At 72.3% G+C, this 2,149-nt stretch carries 2 protein-coding genes; one reads left to right on the top strand and one right to left on the bottom strand.

Going from position 1 to position 2,149, the window contains the following annotated elements; translation table 11 throughout:
* Positions 1–1,605: putative type IV secretion/conjugal transfer ATPase (locus MXD58_RS29825; RefSeq protein ID WP_250611481.1), on the top strand; the 1,605-nt coding region annotated here is incomplete at its 5' end.
* Here MXD58_RS29825 and MXD58_RS29830 read toward each other — a convergent pair.
* Positions 1,572–2,149: SCO6745 family protein (locus MXD58_RS29830; RefSeq protein ID WP_518478718.1), on the bottom strand; the 578-nt coding region annotated here is incomplete at its 5' end. The genes MXD58_RS29825 and MXD58_RS29830 overlap by 34 nt on opposite strands.

A 2,149-nucleotide genomic window follows, 5' to 3' on the forward strand; every position in this document is an offset into this window, starting at 1 on the left:
CCACCGGCCGGCCGCCGCAGCCGCCGCGCCGAGCGGACCGCCGCCACCGCGGAGAAGGCCGCCATGCGCCGGGCGCAGATGGCGCTGAAGCGCGGTGCGCAACCCCCGAAGCTGCTCGGCTCCTTCGCCGGCCGGGCGTACCACAAGCTGCGGCTGCCGGCGCACATGGAAACGACCGCGCAGATCGCCGGCATCTACCCCTTCGTCGTCGACTCGGGGCTCGACGCACCGGGGATGTACATCGGCCGGCACGTCTGGTCCGGTAACTCGTTCGACTTCGATGTCTTCGAGCTGTACCGCCAGCAGGTCATCGAGAACCCGAACTTCGCCGTGTTCGGCGCCGTCGGTTCCCGCAAGTCCGCGCTGCTGAAAACCCTCATCTCCCGTGGCTCGGCGTTCGGATACCAGGCCGCGGTGCCCTGTGACCCGAAGGGCGAGTACACCCGGCTGGCTCGCCGGCTCGGCTGCGAACCGACCTACATCGGCCCGGGCATGGCGACCCGCCTCAACCCGCTGGACGCGCCACCGCGCCCAGTCGGCATCGCCGACGCCGACTGGGCCCGGGAGGTCAAGCGGGCCCGCTCGTCGCTGCTGTCGTCGCTGATCGAGACGGCGAAGGGCGTGCCGCTCACGCCGGCCGAACACACCGCCGTCGACCTCGCCCTCGACGTCGTCACCCGGCAGATCTCCGGCGCGTCCCCGGAGCGCTGGGCCACCCCGCTGCTCCCGCACGTCCTGGAGGCGATGACCGACCCCACGGACGAGGACTGCGTCAACCTGCCGATGACCGCCACCGAGCTGCGGGACGCGTCGCGGGATGCCACCCTCACGCTGCGCCGGCTCACCCACGGCGCGCTCGGCGGTCTGTTCGACGGCCCGACGACGTCCCCGCTGGACTTCGACCGACCCATCGCGGTGCTCAACCTGGAGCGGGTCCAGGGCAGCGACGAGATGATCGCGCTGATCATGACCTGCGCGCAGGCCTGGATGGAAGCCGCGCTGATGCGCCAGGACGGCGTCCAGCGCTACGTCGTCTACGACGAGTGCTGGCGGCTCATGCGCTTCGCCGGGCTCGTGCGGCGGCTCTCCGCGCAGCAGAAGCTCGCCCGCCAGTGGGGCTGCGCGAATGCCATCGTCGCCCACCGCATCTCCGACCTGCTGTCCGCGTCACCGGACTCGGTGGAGATCGCCAAGGGCCTGCTGGCCGAAACGGCGATCCGCATCCTGTACAAGCAGGCCTCCGACCAGATCTCCGACACCCAGCAGGCACTGGGCCTCACCGATGTCGCCGCCGACCTGCTGCCCCGCCTCGACCCGGGTTTCGCCCTGTGGCTCATCGGTGCCCGGGCGTTCTACGTCGAGCACGTCGTCGGCGACCTGGAGATCCCGGTGGTGCTCAACGGCTCGAAGATGCACGGCGAGGTCGACGACACCAACCTGACGCCCGACGACCTCGATCCGGCGGAGCTGGACCCACCGGATCTCGGTCCCGGACTGCTGGCGAACGGCGGCCACGGTGCCCTGCCCCCCGGCACGGACACCGACGGCGAGCCGTTCCCCGGTGACTACGGCTACCCGTCGGTCGAGCCCAGCTCCGCCGGCTGACGCAGCCGCGCCGCCGCGCGTTCCGACGCCGGCGGCCAGTCCAGCCCGACCGGGTTGGGCCAGGCGTACCCGCCGCCGAGCGCGACCCGTTCAGCGAGGCCGTAGAGGGTGTCGTACAGCTCGTCGCGCTCGCCCAGCGATAGCTGCCGGAACGGGGCGGCGGCCATCAGGTCGGTGACGTTCTCGATTTCGGCTCGGGCCTGCGCGCCGAGGGCGGTCAGCTCGCCGCCGATGCTCAGCCAGCCGCGGTTGGCCAGCCGGCGGGTGGCAGCCGCCCACTCCCGGTCGCTCCAGCCACGCGAGAGCCGCAGCTGCTCGGCGGGGCTGCGCCCCGTCGCCGCCGCGAGGACCAGCGCCTCACAGGGATCCACCTCGGAACGGACCAGCGCGACGATGTGCCCGTCGCCGCGATGCTCCCGCAGGGTGGTCAGCGCCTGCCACAGCGCCAAATGCGGCTCGGCGGGGATGGGCGGCCGCGAGCTGAGCCTCGGACACGGGTCGAAAGACGATGGCGTCGGCGGTGAGGACAAGTGCGCCGGTGCCG

This window comes from Frankia sp. AgKG'84/4, from assembly GCF_023242965.2.
Classification (GTDB): domain Bacteria; phylum Actinomycetota; class Actinomycetes; order Frankiales; family Frankiaceae; genus Frankia.